Origin of the sequence: Sphingomonas sp. Leaf412 (genome assembly GCF_001425405.1) — a bacterium.
Classification (GTDB): Bacteria; Pseudomonadota; Alphaproteobacteria; order Sphingomonadales; family Sphingomonadaceae; genus Sphingomonas.
The window spans coordinates 139952-153632 of sequence record NZ_LMQP01000001.1 but is presented as its reverse complement, the minus strand read 5'-3'; the positions used below and the strand labels follow the sequence as shown (position 1 = coordinate 153632).

The window sequence follows — 13681 nt, the reverse complement described above, 5'->3', positions numbered from 1 at the left end:
GGCGGCGCTGTCTGCCCCACTTTACCCGGTCGACGCGTCCGGACGGGGAAGGAAATGCCGGCGGCGGTTCGTCAGCGCGCCCAGCCGGGGGCCGCGTCCTCCAGCGTGGCGAGGAAGGCGTCGGCGCTGGCCAGATAGGCGTCGCGCACGTCGGGCTTCATCCGGTCCCAGTTGGCGTACATCTGCACCATCCGCCGGTTGCGGCGGAACCGGCGTTCGTGGCGCGACAGGAAATGCCAGTACAAGGCGTTGAAGGGGCAGGCGTCGGGGCCGACCTTCTTCTTCACGTCGTAGCGGCACGTCCCGCAATGGTCCGACATGCGGTTGATGTACGCGCCGCCGCCGGCATAGGGCTTCGTCGCCAGTCGCCCGGCGTCGGCGTGCTGGCTCATCCCGATGACGTTGGGCAGCTCCACCCACTCATAGGCGTCGACGTAGACGACCAGGAACCAGTCCGAGACATGCCTTGGGTCGACGCCCGCCAGCATCGCGAAATTGCCCAGCACCATCAGCCGCTGGATATGGTGCGCATAGCCGTGGTCGCGCGTGTTGCGGACCGCCTCCGACAGGCACAGCATGTCGGTGTCGCCGGTCCAGTAGAGTTCGGGCAGCGCACGCGTCGCCTTCAGCGCGTTGGCCTCCGCGACCTCGGGCATTTCCAGCCAATAGTAACCGCGGACATATTCGCGCCAGCCGATGACCTGGCGGATGAAGCCCTCCGCCGCGTTCAGGGGCACGTCGCCCGCCTCGTACGCATCCGCCGCCGCCTGCGCGACCTCGATCGCGGTCAGCAGGCCGAGGTTCAACGCGGGGCTGAGCCAGCTGTGGTAGAGCCAGTCCTGCCCGGTCACCATCGCGTCCTGATAGGTGCCGAAATCGGGCAAGGCGGTGCGGACGAAATGCGCCAGCGCGCGGCGCGCCTGCGTCGCCGTGACGGGCAGCGCGAATCCCTCCAGCCGGCCGAAATGCGTGTCGAAGCGGGTGGCCACCAGCGCCATCACCTCGTCCGTCACGTCGTCGGGCGTGAAGCGCATCGGTTCGGGATAGTTCAGCCCGCGTTTCGGGGGCGCGCGGTTTTCCTTGTCCAGGTTCCACTGTCCGCCCTCCGGCTTTCCGTCCGCGGTCATCAGCAGGCCGGTCTTCCGCCGCATGTCGCGGTAGAAGAATTCCATCGTCAGCTCGTTGCGCGCCTGCGCCCAGGTCTGGAATTCGAGCGTGGAGCAGATGAAGCGATCGTCGGGCAGGATGTCGACCGGCAGGCCGGTTTCGGTCTGCCAGCCCTCCATCGCCTCCTTCACGCGCCATTCGCCCGGCTCCACGACGCGGATCGCGGTGGCGCGGTGGCGTTTCGCCGCGCGCGCGACCTCGCCGCCGAAGCTGCCGGTGTTGCCCTTCGCGTCGAGGCGGACGTAGTCGACGGTCCAGCCCTTCGCGCGCAGCTCGTCCGCGAAATGGCGCATCGCGGACAGGACCAGCGCGATCTTGCGCTGGTGATGGCGGACGTAGGTCGTCTCGTCCGCCACCTCCATCATCAGCACGACCGCATCGTCGGGCGCGACGTCGCGCAGCGAGGCGAGGCCGTGCGACAATTGGTCGCCCAGAACGGGGATGAGGATCGTCATGCGTGGGGTCAACGCACGGGCGGGGGCGCGGATGCACAAGCGGATCCGGGTCGCGCGGCGGGCGCGGAGCGGACGGCTACCGGCTCCAGCGCGCGAAGATCGCGGTCGGCAGCGCGATGCCGCGCGCTTCCTCGCGCACCGCAAGTTCGCCCGCCTCCACCGTGCCGGGCAGGTCCGCGAACGCCTGTCGCAGCATCTCCCCTATCGCCAGCGCGGACATGCGCACGGCGTAGACGGTCAGGAACAGGAAGCGCGATTCGGCGTCCAGCAGCCGGCGGCAATCCGCGATCAGCGCGGGCAGATGCTCCTCCAGCCGCCAGACCTCGCCCGTCGGGCCGCGGCCGTACTTCGGCGGATCGAGCAGGATGCCGTCGTAACGCCGCCCGCGCCGCACCTCGCGCGCGGTGAATTTCGCGGCGTCGTCGATCATCCAGCGGACCGGCGCCTCCGCCAATCCCGACAAGCGCGCGTTGGCGCGGGCCGCCTCGACCGACTTCTTGCTGGCATCCACATGCACCATCTTCGCGCCGGTGCTGGCCATCGCCAGCGTGCCGACGCCGGTATAGCCGAACAGGTTCAGGCATTCGGGCGTCGCCATGTCAGCGACGTGCGCCTGCATCCACGTCCATACGGGCGCCATGTCGGGGAAGAAGCCCAGGTGCCGGAACGGCGTCGTCTGCGCGGTGAAGCGGACGTCGTGCCACGCCAGTTCCCACCCGTCGCGGGGGATCGACCGGGCATATTGCCACTGGCCGCCGCCGTCCTCGTCGCTGCCGGGCACGAATTCGGCGTCGGCGGACCAATCGTCCTGCGCGGGCGCCCACAAGGCCTGCGCCTCCGGCCGGACGAAGCGGTAGCGGCCGTAGCGTTCCAGTTTGCGGCCGTGCCCGGAATCCAGCAGCGCATAGTCGCGCCACGGTTCGCCGACGAGGGTGACGAGCTGCATCAGGCCCTCGGCGTCGCCCGCTCGGCGATATAGGCGCCGACTGCGTCGAACGTGGCGTCGAGCGTGACGCAGCGTTCCTCGCGATCGAACAGGTCGCCGACGCGGGCGGGCAGGCCGGGGCGCTGGCCGGTCGCCCGCTCCACCGCGTCGCGGAACTTCGCGGGATGCGCGGTGGCGAGCGTCACCATCGGAACGCCCTCGACCGCCTGCCGCCGTGCGGCGGACAGCGCGATCGCGGTGTGCGGGTCGATCGTCTGGCCTGCATCGTCGCTGGCCCAGCGCATCGCCAGCGCCATGTCGTCGACGTCCACGCGCTCGGGCACGAACAGGCCGCTCGCGCCGTCGCGCTGCGCATTGGTCAGCCGCATCGCGCGGGTCGCTTCGAACCCCTGCATCTGCGCCGCCAGCGCATGGCCGTCGCGCGCGCCGAGGTCGAACAGCAGGCGTTCGAAATTGCTCGACACCTGGATATCCATCGACGGGGTCGGGGTGGCGACGACCTGCCGGCTGGAATAGTCGCCGTCGGCCAGCGCGCGCGCCAGGATGTCGTTGACGTTGGTCGCCACGACCAGCTTGGCGACCGGCAGGCCCATCCGCGCGGCGACATAGCCGGCGAAGACGTCGCCGAAATTGCCGGTCGGCACGCTGAACGCGACCGCGCGATCCGGTGCGCCGAGACGGACCGCGGCGTAGAAATAATAGACCACCTGCGCCATCAACCGCGCCCAGTTGATGGAATTGACCGCGCTCAGCCGAAAGCGGGAGGAGAAGGCGGGGTCGTTGAACATGGCCTTCACCAGCGCCTGCGCGGTGTCGAAATCGCCGCGGATCGCGATGTTGTGGACGTTGGGCGCGCCGACGGTGGTCATCTGCCGCCGCTGCACCTCGCTGACCCGGCCTTCGGGGTGCAGCATGAAGATGTCGATGCCGCTGCGGCCCGCGACCGCGTCGATCGCGGCGGAGCCGGTGTCGCCGCTGGTCGCGCCGACGATCGTCAGGTGATCGTTCGTGCCGGTCAGGAAGCGTTCGAACAGCAGCCCCAGCAATTGGAGCGCCACGTCCTTGAACGCCAGCGTGGGGCCGTGGAACAGTTCCAGCAGCCACTGGTCGTGATCGAGCTGTACCAGCGGGGTGACCGCGGCGTGGCTGAAGCGGCCGTAGGCGGCGGTGCACAGGTCGCGCAACTCGCCCTCGTCCATGACGCCCGCGACGAACGGGGCCATGACCGCGACCGCGGTGTCGACGTAGGACAGGCCCGCCAGCGCTGCGATCCGGTCGGGCGTGAGGGTCGGCCACGTCTCGGGCACGTACAGTCCCCCGTCGGAGGCGAGGCCGGCGAGCGTGACTTCCCGGAAGTCGAGCGCGGGCGCGGTCCCGCGGGTGCTGACGTAGCGCATCGCGGCTCGCTACCCGTGCGGGCGCGCCGCCGCAACCGTCCGCCGCCGCAGCGCGACCGCGTAGATGATGCCCGCCACGCCCGCGAACAGGAACCATTGCACGCCATAGGCGAGGTGGTTGTTGGGGACGAGGCCGACGTCGGGGCGCGTGTTGGCCTTCAGCCCCGCGCGCGGCGCGTCGGCGACGAGCAGCATCGCCTGCGGCGTCGCGGCACCGACCAGCCGGGCGATCAGCGGGGTGGAATCGGGCGCATGGCTGACCCAGCCGGTGACGCTTCCGCCGCCCCAGGCCACGGTCGCCAGCGGATCGCGCGTCGTGCCCAACTGCACCTTCGCCCCGTTCGCGCAGGTCGCGATGATGCGGAACCCCGCGCCCCCCGCGCCCGCGCGTGCGGTCCGGACGGGGGGCATGCAGTCGAGGAATGTGCGGCGGAACAGCAGGCGTTCGTCGGGGGCGAGTGGAAAGGCGACCGGCGGGCGCGCGGGATTGGCGGCGAGCTGCGCCAGATACGCTTCCTTTTCGGGCAGGCGCACGAGCAGCTGCCACAGGCCGAGCGCGATCATCGCCGCGATCGCGATGCCGACGACCAATGTGGCGACGACGGGAACGCGCCTCACGGCTCGATCCGCCCCTCGCGCGCGGCGTTGCGATATTCCAGCGCGAGCAGCCAGCCCTTCGCGAGGCGCAGGCTGGCCATCACGCCCGCCAGGGTCAGGGGCACCCACAACAGGACGTGGACCCACCACGGCGGGGTGAAGCTCAGCTCGACCGTGATCGCCAGCGCGACGACGATCGTGCCGATGATGAGGGTCAGGAACGCCGCGGGCCCGTCGCCGACGTTGAATTCGGAGAAGCGGAGCCCGCAGGCGGGACAGGTGTCGGCGAAGCGCGCGAAGCCAGCGAACACGGTCTTCTCCCCGCACCGCGGGCACGCGCCCTTCAGGCCGGTGTCGATCGGGCGCGGCGCCGGCAGCGCCCGATCGTCATCCATCGATTAGCCGCCGTGGACCGGCGCGCCCCAGCCGCCCCAGACGTAGACGGTGACGAACAGGAACAGCCACACCACGTCGACGAAATGCCAGTACCAGGCCGCCGCCTCGAACCCGAAATGCTGCTTCGGCGTGAAGTCGCCCCGGTACGCGCGGATCAGGCACACGATCAGGAAGATCGTGCCGACCAGGACGTGGAAGCCGTGGAAGCCCGTCGCCATGAAGAAGGCGGCGGAATAGTTGATGCCCTTGAACGGGAAGGGCGCGTGGGCGTATTCATACGCCTGGATCGAGGTGAACAGCGTGCCCAGCGCGACCGTGAGCCACAGGCCCTTCAGCACGCCGTCGCGGTCGCCGACGCCCAGCAGGCCCCAGAACCCCTTCTTCTCGCCACCGCGCTGATCGTGGATCAACGCGTGGTGCGCCCAGGTGATGGTGGTGCCCGAACACAGCAGGATCAGCGTGTTGAGCAGCGGCAGTTCGAAGGCGTTGATGACCTCCAGCCCCTTGGGCGGCCATTGCGCCGCGATCGCGGCAGCCCCCTCGGCCGCGCGTTCGACCTGACCGTCGACGATCTGCATCGCGGTCGGGAACAGGGCGAAGTCGAAGAAGGCCCAGAACCAGCCGACGAAGAACATGACCTCCGACGCGATGAACAGGATCATGCCGTAGCGGAAATGCAGCTGCACGACCGGGGTGTGGTCGCCCGCATGCGCCTCCCGGATCACCTGGTGCCACCAGCCGTAGAAGGTCATCAGCACCGCGGCGAAGCCGATCAGGAACACCCAGCCGCCGCCGGTCGCCTGATGCATGTACATGATGCCGCCCGCCGCCATGATGAAGGCGGCGACCGATCCGATCAGCGGCCAGGGGCTGGGGGGCAGGATGTGGTAATCGTGGTTCTTGGCGCCGGCCATCGTGGCTTCCCCGTTCGTGTCTTGCGCTTCGCTTAGCTTGCCGTCTTCGCGGAATCCACCGGGTAAAACGTGTAGCTGAGCGTGATGGTGTCGATGTCCCGCGTGTCGGGATCGGTCAGGATCCTGGGATCGACGAAATAGATCACCGGCATCCGTTGCGTCTCGCCGGGCTTCAGCGTCTGTTCCGTGAAGCAGAAACACTGGATCTTCGTGAAATATTTGCCCGCCACCGCGGGGGTGACGTTGTACGTGGCGGTGCCCGTGACCGCCTGCGCGCCGCGGTTCGTGGCGGTGAAGAACGCCATGTCGCGCGCGCCAATGTCGACGGTCTCGCTCTCCTGCTCGGGCTCGAACCGCCACGGCAGCTTCGCGCTGGTGTTGCTGTCGAAGGCGATGCGGATCGACTTGTGGACGCCGCCGGGCGCCGTGTTGCCGCGCCCCGTCGTGCCGTTCAGGCCCGTCACTTCGCAGAACATGCGGTAGAGCGGCACGCTGGCGAAGGCGAGGCCGGTCATGAAGCAGATGCCGAGGACCGCGAGGATCGCGGTGCGCGTGGTGCGGTTCATGTACCCATGCCCTGGTTGATCTTGGCGATGGTGATGAAGAAGATCAGCACCACGAACCCGCCCAGCAGCAGCCCCATGACGATGGCGCGCGCCTTCTGCCGCTTGCGGATGATGTCGTCGTGATCGGTCATGCCAGCCACCTGTCGGCGACCAGCGCCCCGAAAATGATGAAGAGGTAGAGGATCGAGAAGGCGAAGAGCTTCTTCTCATATCCCATCGGCTTCGATGCCTTTGCGCCGGCCGCGACCAGGGCGGCCAGAACGCCGAACGCGGCGGTCAGCACGACCGCGGTGATGCCGTAGATCGCGCCGGTCAGGCCCAGCGGCCACGGCGCGATCGCGACGATCGCCATCGGGATAGTGTACAGCCCGATCTGCCGCCGCGTGACCTTCTCCCCCGCCACGACGGGCAGCATCGGCACGCCCGCCTTCGCGTAATCCGCCTCCATGAACAGCGCGAGCGCCCAGAAATGCGGCGGGGTCCACAGGAACACCAGGCTGAACAGCAGCACCGGCAGCAGCGCGACCTGCCCCGTCGCCGCGGCCCAACCGATCAGCGGGGGGAAGGCCCCCGCCGCGCCGCCGATGACGATGTTCTGCGGTGTCCGCCGCTTCAACCACACGGTGTAGATGAGGACGTAGAAGAGGATCGACACCAGCAGGATCGCCGCCGCGGCGAGGTTTACCGCCAATCCCATCAGGATCACGGAAAAGGCGGACAGCCCCACGCCGAAATGTAGCGCCGCCTGCCGGTCCATCCGTCCCGCGGGCAGCGGGCGCCCGGCGGTACGTTTCATCACCGCGTCGATATCCGCCTCATACCATTGGTTCAGCGCGCCGGCCGCGCCCGCGCCCAGCGCGATGCACAGGATGGCGGTGAAGGCGAGGACGGGCGCGATCTGCACCGGCGCGGCCAGCATCCCGCACAGGCCGGTGAAGACGACCAATGTCATCACCCGCGGCTTCGTCAGCGCGAGGAAATCCCGCCAGTCGGCGGGGGGGAGCAGGGGCGCGGCGATCGTCATGGTCTGTTCCGGCGCCTTACGCCGTTGGCGAGGCAGGGGAAAGGGGGCGTGCGCTTATGGTCGTAGCCGCCCCAGCCAGTCGAGCAGCAGCCGCGTCACCTCCGCCGGTCGCTCCTGCTGCGTCCAGTGGCCGCAGCCGTCCAGCATATGCCCTTCCAGATTCGGCACGTGCGGCGCCATCGCCGCGACCGGATCGGGGACCGCGCCGAACAGCGTCGAGGCCGGATCCTTCGTCCCCCCGATGAACAAGGCGGGCTGCTCGATCCGCCGTCCGGCGAACGCTTGCGTCCAGGCGAAGTCGCGTTCGTGGTTGCGATAGCGGTTCAGCGGACCGCGAAGCCCCGACCCCTCGAACTGCGCCACGTAATAATCGAGGTCCGCGTCGGTCAGCCAGGCCGGGAAGGGCGCCGGGTCCTGCAATCCTTGCAGCAACGGCGCGCCATGCGGCTTTTCCGGCCATGCGCCCGCGGGGGCGTCGCCGCTGATCGCGTAGATGAACTTGCGCAGGAAATCGCGCACGTCGGGTTCCAGTTCGCCCTCCGCGACGCCGGGCTGCTGGAAATATTCCTGGTAGAAGAAGCGGCCCTTTTTCGTGAACGCCTCGCGGAAGACATCGGTGAACGGCCGCTTCGCCACCCCCATGAACGGCACCGACAATGCCGCCACCGCGCGGAAGCGATCGGGCCGGGTCAGCGCGCCGTGCCACACGATCGGCGCGCCCCAGTCGTGCCCGACCAGGATCGCAGGCTCGCCCGGCCGCAGCGCATCGGCCACGCCGACGAGATCGCCGACCAGGGATTCCATGTCGTAGGCCGCGATATCGGCGGGCTTGTCCGACCCGCCATAGCCGCGCACGTCGATCGCGCAGGCGGTGAACCCCGCCGCCGCGACCGGGCCGATCTGGTGCCGCCACGAATACCAGCTTTCCGGAAAGCCGTGGACCATCAGGACCAGCGGCCCGTCCCCCTCCACCCCGGCGCGCAGGCGCACGGCGCCCGCATCGATCATGCGCAGTTCGCTCATCCCACCCTCTCCCGATAATGATAGCCATAGTGATCGCACAGGAAGCCGAGTCCGCGATAGAGCGCGATGGCGCGGGCATTGTCGGCCGCGACCTGCAACGCCGCATATGTCGCACCCGCGCCCGCGCCCCAGTGCAGCAGGGACGCCACGCAGTGCCGCGCCCGCCCCTGCCGCCGCGCGTCGGGATGCGTCGCCACTGCCTCCAGCACCAGCACGCCGTCCGCCACCGCGGCATAGGCGACCGCACGATCGTCGATCCGCGCGAAGGCCGCGGGTATCGCGAGCCGTGCGAGCGGTGCGGCGTAATCCTCCGCCATGCCGTCGATCGCCAGCGACAGCGTGGATCGCGTCGCCAGCCATGCCGCGTCCGGGGCGGTGGTCAGGATGACGCCGGCGTCCGGTACGGGCGCTCGATCCAGTGGTCGTCCCAATGTCCGCGTCCGTCCGTCGGGCGGCGCGAACCCCGCCGCGTCGAGCGCGGCGTCGACGGCGACCAGATCCGGCACGCGGACCCGCGCGACCTGCCCGGCGTAGATCGCGGCGATCCGCGCCACCGTCGCGGTATCGAGCGTCGCGTCGGGGCCGAGCGGGCTGGCCGAATTGATCCGGCGGCGCGGGCCGCCCGATACGGCGACGGCCCACGTGTCGACCGTCTCGCATCGCACGGGCGGAAAGGCCGCGGCGCACGCCCGCTCGATCCGCCAGTCCAGGCCATCGTCCATCCGCGGACGGTGCGGGTCGGCGGCGTGCGCGTCAATCGTAGGCGTTGGGGAGCCAGCGGCGGGTGACGATCACCTCGTCGCCCTTGCGCGCGTTCGCGTAGAGGATGCGGGCGAAGGCGGTGGGGACGCCGATGCAGCCGTGCGTGACCCAATCCTCCTCCACCGGGCTGCCGTGGATCGCCACCCCGCCCCAGGTCAGCCGCAACATGTACGGCATCGGGGCATTGTCGTAGGTGCTGGAATAGTGGTCCGCATGCTTCTGCAAGATCGGGAAGCGGCCCGTGGGCGTCGGCTGCTCCGGCGGGCCGATGACGATATAGGAGCGGCCGATCTCCACGCCGCCGCGATAGACGTACAGCCGCCGTTTCGTGACGTCGACGACGATGCGCGCGGGGCCGGTCGTCTCGCCGTCGTCCTCCCACACATAGTCGCCCGGCCCCAGCGGGCGGCCGACGTCGAGGATCGTATGCACGTCGGGCACGCCCGCGGCGCGCGCCTGTGCGGACGCGGGCGACAGCAGCAGGATCAGGAACAGCGCGAATCGGGTCATGGCGCGACCTTGCGCGCCGTGCGGGCTTGCGCCAGCCGCTAAAAACGGGACGTTTCGATACGGGACGGCACCGGACGTGCGATAGAGCGTTGGGAACCGATGAAGAAATCCGGGAGTGACGGCGGCATGGACGATACGGGGAGCCTCGCGATCTCGCGCCGGGGCATGATCGCGGGCGGGGCCGCGTCGGTGGCGATCACCGCCGCCCCCGCGGTGGCCGCGGCCGCACCGGCCGCGGCGGGGGCGACGATGCCGGTGTCGATGACGGTCAACGGCACGCGCCGCTCGCTGGTCCTCGACACCCGCACGACGTTGCTGGACGCCTTGCGCGAGCATCTCCGCCTGACGGGGACGAAGAAGGGGTGCGACCATGGCCAGTGCGGCGCGTGCACCGTGCTGGTCGACGGGAAGCGGATCAATTCCTGCCTCAGCCTGGCGGTGCAGCACCAGGGCGATTCGATCACGACGATCGAGGGGCTGGGCACCCCCGGCAAGCTGCACCCGATGCAGGCCGCGTTCGTGAAGCACGACGGCTATCAATGCGGCTATTGTACGCCGGGCCAGATCTGCTCCGCGGTGGCGGTGCTGGACGAGATCAAGGCGGGCAGCCCGAGCCACGTGACCGCCGACGTCACGCGCGCCAGCCCGCTGACGACGACCGAGATGCGCGAGCGGATGAGCGGCAATATCTGCCGCTGCGGCGCCTATTCCAACATCGCCGACGCGATGGCCGACGTCGCCGGAGTCACGGCATGAAGCCCTTTACCTATCAGCGCGCGAAGACGCCCGCGGAGGCTGCCGCGGCGGTGGCGCGGACGCCGGATGCGAAGTTCATCGCGGGGGGCACCAACCTGCTCGACCTGATGAAGCTGGAGATCGAGGCGCCCGCGCACCTGATCGATGTGCAGGACCTGAAGCTGGACCGGATCGAGAAGACCGGCGACGGCGGGCTGCGCATCGGCGCGCTGGTCAGCAATACCGCGCTGGCGAGCGACATGCGCGTGCGCAGGGATTACGCCGTCCTGACGCGCGCGATCGTGGCGGGCGCGTCGGGGCAGTTGCGCAACAAGGCGACGACCGCGGGCAATCTGCTCCAACGGACTCGCTGCCCGTATTTCTACGACACCAACCAGGCGTGCAACAAGCGCAGGCCGGGGTCGGGCTGCGCCGCGATCGGCGGCTATTCGCGGCAACTGGGGGTGATCGGCACGTCGGACGCGTGCATCGCGACCTATCCCGGCGACATGGCGGTGGCGCTGCGCGCGCTGGATGCCACGGTCGAGACGGTCGATGCGGCGGGCGCGACGCGGTCGATCCCGATGGCGGACTTCCACCGCCTGTGGGGCGACACGCCGCATGTCGAGACCGCGCTTGCCCGCGGCGAACTGGTGACGGCGGTGACGCTGCCCCGGCCGGTGGAAGGCACGCACATCTATCACAAGGTGCGCGATCGCGCGTCCTACGCCTTCGCGCTGGTCAGCGTCGCGGCGGTGATCCGCAAGGACGGGACCGGGCAGCTGGCGGTCGGCGGCATCGCGCCGCGGCCGTGGCGTGTCGAGGCGGCGGACGCGGCATTGCCGCAGGGGGCGAAGGCGGTGGCCGGGCGCCTGCTAGCCGGCGCGCGCCCGACGCAGGACAATGCGTTCAAGGTGCCCCTTGTCGAACGCACGATCGCAGCCGTTCTGGCGGAGTCGAAGGCATGAAGTTCACCACGCCCGCGGGCACGAACCCGATCGACCGGATGACGATCGTCGGCAAGCCGGTCGACCGGATCGACGGCCCGGCGAAGACGACGGGGACCGCGCCCTATGCCTATGAACGCCACGATGTCGCGGCGAACCAGGCGTACGGCTATATCGTCGGCGCGGGGATCGCAAAGGGACGGATTTCGGCCATCGACCTGTCCGCCGCGCAAGCCGCGCCCGGTGTCATCGCGATCGTCACGCACCGCAATGCCGGCACGCTGACGAAGGGCGATTTCAACACCGCGCCCCTGCTGGCCGGGCCGGAGGTCGCGCATTATCACCAGGCGGTCGCGATCGTGGTCGCGGAGACGTTCGAGCAGGCGCGCCATGCCGCGGGGCTGGTCCGTGTCGACTATGCGCGCGGCAGCGGGAAGTTCGACCTCGACAAGGCGCTGGAAACCGCGCCGTTGAAGGCGGATGACAAGATGTCCCCGCCAGTCGTGCGCGTCGGCGATTTCGGCGCGGCGTTCGCGAAGGCGGCGGTGACGCTGGACCGGAAGTATACGACGCCCGACCACAGCCATGCGATGATGGAGCCCCACGCCAGTATCGCGGCGTGGGAGGGGGAGAAGCTGACGGTCTGGACCTCGAACCAGATGATCGCATGGGCCGCGGGCGACCTGGCCAAGACGCTGGGCATCGCGAAGGAGAATGTCCGGGTCGATTCGCCCTATGTCGGCGGCGGTTTCGGCGGGAAACTGTTCCTGCGCGCCGACGTGGTCCTGGCGGCGCTGGCCGCGCGCGAAGCGAAGCGGCCGGTGAAGGTGGCGCTGCAACGGCCGTTGATCGCCAACAACACCACGCACCGCCCCGCCACCGACCAGCGTATCCGCATCGGATGCGCGAAGGACGGCACGATCCTCGCGATCGCGCACGAGAGCGGATCGGGCGACCAGCCGAACGGCGGGCCGGAGAATGCGGTGGCGCAGACGCGGCTGCTTTATGCGGGGGCTAACCGGCTGACGTCGCTGCGGCTGGCGGTGCTGGATCTGCCCGAGGGCAACGCCATGCGCGCGCCGGGCGAGGCGCCGGGCCTGATGGCGCTGGAAATGGCGATGGACGAGATGGCCGAGAAGCTGGGCATGGACCCGGTCGCGTTCCGCGTCGCCAACGACACGCAGGTCGATCCGGAGAAGCCGGGACGAAGGTTCTCGCAGCGCAAGCTGGTCGAATGCCTGCGACAGGGCGCCGACAAGTTCGGCTGGGCGCGGCGCAACGCCAAGCCCGCCAGCGTGCGCGACGGGCAATGGCTGGTCGGCATGGGCGTCGCGTCGGCGTTCCGCAACAACATGAACATGACGTCGGCGGCGCGCGTGCGCCTCGCCGATGGTCGCGTGACGGTCGAGACCGACATGACCGACATCGGGACGGGCAGCTATACGATCATCGCGCAGACCGCGGCGGAGATGATGGGCGTACCGCTGGATCGCGTGTCGGTGAAGCTGGGCGATTCGTCCTTCCCCGTGTCGGCCGGATCGGGTGGTCAATGGGGCGCGAACAGCGCGACCGCGGGCGTCTACGCCGCGTGCGTGAAGCTGCGCGAGGCGGTGGCGCAGAAGCTGGGCTTCAACGCCACGGATGTGGTGTTCGAGGGCGGGAAGGTGACGTCGGCGGGGCGCAGCGTCAGCCTGTCCGACGCGGGTACGCTGAGCGTCGAGGACAAGATGGAATATGGCGACCTCGCCAAGGAGCAGCAGCAGTCGACCTTCGGCGCGCATTTCGTCGAGGCGGCGGTCCATTCGCTGACCGGCGAAATCCGCATCCGGCGGATGCTTGCGGTATGTTCGGCGGGGCGCATCCTGAACCCCAAGTCGGCGCGCAGCCAGGTGATCGGCGCGATGACGATGGGCGTCGGCGCGGCGTTGATGGAGGAACTGGCGGTCGACAGGCGCTTCGGCTTCTTCGTCAACCACGACCTGGCGGGATATGAGGTGCCCGTCCATGCCGACATCCCGCATCAGGAGGTCGTGTTCCTGGACGAGGTCGACCCGACGACATCGCCGATGAAGGCGAAGGGTGTCGGCGAGCTGGGCATCTGCGGCGTGGCGGCGGCGGTCGCGAACGCGATCTACAACGCCACCGGCGTGCGGGTGCGGGATTATCCGGTGACGCTGGAGAAGCACATGGCGAAGTTGCCGGTGGTCGCTTGAGTTTCGTCATTACGAGCGGAGCGAAGCAA

Annotated in this window: 15 protein-coding genes; 3 read left to right on the top strand and 12 right to left on the bottom strand. The window is 69.4% G+C overall.

The features are described 5' to 3' along the window. Nucleotides 1–71: 71 nt before the first annotated feature. From ASG29_RS00660 to ASG29_RS00610, 12 genes are all read right to left on the bottom strand, one after another. Entirely contained in the window at nucleotides 72–1622 is a 1551-nt protein-coding gene (locus tag ASG29_RS00660) for a cryptochrome/photolyase family protein (RefSeq protein ID WP_055978718.1), read from the bottom strand. A 76-nt stretch (nucleotides 1623–1698) separates the two neighbouring features. After that, nucleotides 1699–2568 (bottom strand): class I SAM-dependent methyltransferase, encoded by an 870-nt coding sequence (locus ASG29_RS00655; protein WP_055978714.1) that lies wholly within the window; start codon nucleotides 2566–2568, stop codon nucleotides 1699–1701. After that, on the bottom strand, nucleotides 2568–3965 hold the full coding sequence (gene thrC / locus ASG29_RS00650; protein WP_055978711.1) for a threonine synthase: 1398 nt from the start codon (nucleotides 3963–3965) through the stop codon (nucleotides 2568–2570). Before thrC ends, ASG29_RS00655 begins: the two co-directional genes overlap by 1 nt. A 9-nt stretch (nucleotides 3966–3974) precedes the next feature. Further along, nucleotides 3975–4583: an SURF1 family cytochrome oxidase biogenesis protein gene (locus ASG29_RS00645; protein ID WP_055978708.1), complete on the bottom strand. Its 609-nt coding sequence runs from the start codon at nucleotides 4581–4583 to the stop codon at nucleotides 3975–3977. Then, a complete protein-coding gene (locus ASG29_RS00640) occupies nucleotides 4580–4957 on the bottom strand; it encodes a DUF983 domain-containing protein (RefSeq protein ID WP_055978705.1) in 378 nt (125 codons plus the stop codon). Before ASG29_RS00640 ends, ASG29_RS00645 begins: the two co-directional genes overlap by 4 nt. Before the next feature lie 3 nt (nucleotides 4958–4960). Continuing rightward, a complete protein-coding gene (locus ASG29_RS00635; RefSeq protein WP_055978702.1) occupies nucleotides 4961–5872 on the bottom strand; it encodes a cytochrome c oxidase subunit 3 in 912 nt (303 codons plus the stop codon). 32 nt (nucleotides 5873–5904) lie between these two features. Continuing rightward, a complete protein-coding gene (locus ASG29_RS00630; protein WP_055978700.1) occupies nucleotides 5905–6438 on the bottom strand; it encodes a cytochrome c oxidase assembly protein in 534 nt (177 codons plus the stop codon). Further along, complete coding sequence (locus ASG29_RS17700; protein WP_268796195.1) at nucleotides 6435–6569, bottom strand: hypothetical protein; 135 nt, start codon at nucleotides 6567–6569, stop codon at nucleotides 6435–6437. Before ASG29_RS17700 ends, ASG29_RS00630 begins: the two co-directional genes overlap by 4 nt. Further along, nucleotides 6566–7462 carry a heme o synthase gene (locus ASG29_RS00625; RefSeq protein WP_055978696.1) on the bottom strand — a complete coding sequence of 299 codons (897 nt, stop codon included), beginning with the start codon at nucleotides 7460–7462 and terminating at the stop codon, nucleotides 6566–6568. The genes ASG29_RS17700 and ASG29_RS00625 overlap by 4 nt, the downstream gene beginning before the upstream one ends. Before the next feature lie 54 nt (nucleotides 7463–7516). Beyond that, entirely contained in the window at nucleotides 7517–8485 is a 969-nt protein-coding gene (locus ASG29_RS00620; protein ID WP_055978693.1) for an alpha/beta fold hydrolase, read from the bottom strand. Next, the gene (locus tag ASG29_RS00615; RefSeq protein ID WP_055978690.1) at nucleotides 8482–9207 is read right to left on the bottom strand and encodes a GNAT family N-acetyltransferase; all 726 of its coding nucleotides are present in this window, start codon (nucleotides 9205–9207) and stop codon (nucleotides 8482–8484) included. The genes ASG29_RS00620 and ASG29_RS00615 overlap by 4 nt, the downstream gene beginning before the upstream one ends. Before the next feature lie 31 nt (nucleotides 9208–9238). Further along, nucleotides 9239–9757, bottom strand: a complete 519-nt coding sequence (locus tag ASG29_RS00610) for a L,D-transpeptidase family protein (protein ID WP_082515537.1) — start codon at nucleotides 9755–9757, stop codon at nucleotides 9239–9241. A 126-nt stretch (nucleotides 9758–9883) separates the two neighbouring features. Here ASG29_RS00610 and paoA point away from each other — a divergent pair, with 126 nt between their 5' ends. The 3 genes from paoA to paoC are packed head-to-tail and all read left to right on the top strand — an operon-like array spanning nucleotide 9884 to nucleotide 13652. Further along, entirely contained in the window at nucleotides 9884–10513 is a 630-nt protein-coding gene (paoA, locus tag ASG29_RS00605; protein WP_055978687.1) for an aldehyde dehydrogenase iron-sulfur subunit PaoA, read from the top strand. Next, nucleotides 10510–11460 carry an FAD binding domain-containing protein gene (locus ASG29_RS00600; RefSeq protein ID WP_055978683.1) on the top strand — a complete coding sequence of 317 codons (951 nt, stop codon included), beginning with the start codon at nucleotides 10510–10512 and terminating at the stop codon, nucleotides 11458–11460. Before paoA ends, ASG29_RS00600 begins: the two co-directional genes overlap by 4 nt. Continuing rightward, nucleotides 11457–13652 carry an aldehyde oxidoreductase molybdenum-binding subunit PaoC gene (gene paoC, locus ASG29_RS00595; protein WP_055978680.1) on the top strand — a complete coding sequence of 732 codons (2196 nt, stop codon included), beginning with the start codon at nucleotides 11457–11459 and terminating at the stop codon, nucleotides 13650–13652. The genes ASG29_RS00600 and paoC overlap by 4 nt, the downstream gene beginning before the upstream one ends. Nucleotides 13653–13681 lie beyond the last annotated feature (29 nt).

Coding starts and splice junctions, on each gene's coding strand:
- ASG29_RS00660 (WP_055978718.1), bottom strand. CDS start 1,622: ATGACGATCCTCATCCCCGTTCTGGGCGACCAATTGTCGCACGGCCTC.
- ASG29_RS00655 (WP_055978714.1), bottom strand. CDS start 2,568: ATGCAGCTCGTCACCCTCGTCGGCGAACCGTGGCGCGACTATGCGCTG.
- thrC (WP_055978711.1), bottom strand. CDS start 3,965: ATGCGCTACGTCAGCACCCGCGGGACCGCGCCCGCGCTCGACTTCCGG.
- ASG29_RS00640 (WP_055978705.1), bottom strand. CDS start 4,957: ATGGATGACGATCGGGCGCTGCCGGCGCCGCGCCCGATCGACACCGGC.
- ASG29_RS00635 (WP_055978702.1), bottom strand. CDS start 5,872: ATGGCCGGCGCCAAGAACCACGATTACCACATCCTGCCCCCCAGCCCC.
- ASG29_RS00630 (WP_055978700.1), bottom strand. CDS start 6,438: ATGAACCGCACCACGCGCACCGCGATCCTCGCGGTCCTCGGCATCTGC.
- ASG29_RS17700 (WP_268796195.1), bottom strand. CDS start 6,569: ATGACCGATCACGACGACATCATCCGCAAGCGGCAGAAGGCGCGCGCC.
- ASG29_RS00625 (WP_055978696.1), bottom strand. CDS start 7,462: ATGACGATCGCCGCGCCCCTGCTCCCCCCCGCCGACTGGCGGGATTTC.
- ASG29_RS00620 (WP_055978693.1), bottom strand. CDS start 8,485: ATGAGCGAACTGCGCATGATCGATGCGGGCGCCGTGCGCCTGCGCGCC.
- ASG29_RS00615 (WP_055978690.1), bottom strand. CDS start 9,207: ATGGACGATGGCCTGGACTGGCGGATCGAGCGGGCGTGCGCCGCGGCC.
- ASG29_RS00610 (WP_082515537.1), bottom strand. CDS start 9,757: ATGACCCGATTCGCGCTGTTCCTGATCCTGCTGCTGTCGCCCGCGTCC.
- paoA (WP_055978687.1), top strand. CDS start 9,884: ATGGACGATACGGGGAGCCTCGCGATCTCGCGCCGGGGCATGATCGCG.
- ASG29_RS00600 (WP_055978683.1), top strand. CDS start 10,510: ATGAAGCCCTTTACCTATCAGCGCGCGAAGACGCCCGCGGAGGCTGCC.
- paoC (WP_055978680.1), top strand. CDS start 11,457: ATGAAGTTCACCACGCCCGCGGGCACGAACCCGATCGACCGGATGACG.